Origin of the sequence: Stenotrophomonas sp. DDT-1 (assembly GCF_001580555.1) — a bacterium.
GTDB lineage: Bacteria > Pseudomonadota > Gammaproteobacteria > Xanthomonadales > Xanthomonadaceae > Stenotrophomonas > Stenotrophomonas sepilia.
In genome coordinates this window covers 1-1522 of sequence record NZ_LEKR01000087.1, presented here as the reverse complement: position 1 = coordinate 1522, position 1522 = coordinate 1, and the positions used below count along the sequence as shown (strand labels likewise).

Sequence of the window (1522 nt, the reverse complement as noted above, 5' to 3'; positions counted from 1 at the left end):
GCTGCAATGTTCTTCCAGGGCACTCTGGGTACCTTCATGGCATATTCGCAGATAGGTGGTAGCGCCGTGCCGACCTCGCCGGGTCCGAATGGGCAGCCGCCGGGTTCTAGTGGGTCGGGTGGTATGTTTACGCCTCCGGCGCCAGCTTCGAACTCAAGTACCGGTGTGTTGGCCAACCAGAGTGCGACACCTAGGCTCCAAGGTCAGGGCGAAGTGCAATCTGCTTCAGGCCCAGGTTTGCGGGGCAATGCTCCCTCCGGCAATACTTGATTGACCAAAATTGTCGTCAATGGAATCCCGCCCTCATGAAATCCGCGTTGCCTGCATTGATGGTCCTGATGGTTGGAACTGCTTGGAGCATTGATTCCGCCTTGGCAGAGGGAAATTGTCCGCCTGGCTTCTATCCTATCGGTGGCCAAGGGGTGCAGGGTTGTGCGCCGATTCCCGGGGCAAGTGGCGGTGGTACAACCGCCCCTGTTTCATCGCCTCAACCTTCCGGTGAGTGGATCACCACTTGGGGAGCGATTGCCACCTCCAAGCGCACTTCCGATGCTGGCGTATCCACTGGTCAGCGAAAGAAAAGTGGCGCGGAAAGAGAGGCGCTTGGCAAATGTTCCTCGGCGGGTGCAAAGGACTGTCAAGTGGTGCTTGCCTACTTCAATCAATGTGCCGCGTGGGTGGTGCCAAGTGGACAGACGGGGCGGGGAGGATCTGGCATAGGACGAGGACCAACACTTGAGCTGGCGGAGCAGGAGGCGCAGAAGGGCTGCACAAATGACGAAGCTGGAGCCTGCAAGGTCTTTTACACTGACTGCACGAAACCCATCTTCAGGACTTACTGAAACAGTAGAGTTGGATCTGTTCTGAGGACCTCGGGACTCTACATCTGAAGTATCAGATCTCGTGCTTCGAGGAAGAGACAGGCTTGTATGCGGATGATTTGATGGCTGAGCCTCGGCTACAATGAGTTCGCAAACACTTCGGTGAGCCGGCGGAAGCTGTTGGAGATGTACTCGGACGAGGTCAGCGCGTGTCGCGGACAGATCATCGGCCGGTGACGGATGGACCGGCCGATACAGTAGGCGCATGCTGTTGCTGTACCAGATCGCAATGTCATTGCTCATTGGTTTTGGTCCGCTGTTCATCCTCTGCCTGCTGTTTGAGCAGACGAAGTCCCTGTCCAACGATGGTTGTTCTTTGGCATCGGCACCCTGTTCTCGATGGCGGTGCTGGCTGCGATGACCGGCAGTGCCATGGAAATGGTGGCGCGCGTGACGGCTTCGTTCTGAGGCGCGTCTGCGCTGGGTGCACTGCTGGGGTCGAACCTGACCGAGGGCATGAGCAGCATGGCGCTGCAGCAGGGCGGCATGGGCCTGATCCTGACGACGCTGATTGTGACTGCGCCCCCAATGGCTGCAATGTTCTTCCAGGGCACTCTGGGTACCTTCATGGCATATTCGCAGATAGGTGGTAGCGCCGTGCCGACCTCGCCGGGTCCGAATGGGCAGCCGCCGGGTTCTAG

General features: G+C 58.4%; 1 protein-coding gene and 1 pseudogene. Both read left to right on the top strand.

Annotated features, from left to right (window positions below; genetic code table 11):
- Positions 1-305: 305 nt before the first annotated feature.
- Positions 306-842, top strand: coding sequence for a DUF4189 domain-containing protein (locus AB839_RS21395; RefSeq protein ID WP_324615328.1), 537 nt, complete (start codon positions 306-308; stop codon positions 840-842).
- A 244-nt stretch (positions 843-1086) separates the two neighbouring features.
- Positions 1087-1522: pseudogene (locus AB839_RS20830) on the top strand (type IV secretion system protein); the annotation flags it as partial.

What these genes read in the sequence shown, in the direction of transcription:
- AB839_RS21395 (WP_324615328.1), top strand. Translation starts at nt 306, where the DNA reads ATGAAATCCGCGTTGCCTGCATTGATGGTCCTGATGGTTGGAACTGCT.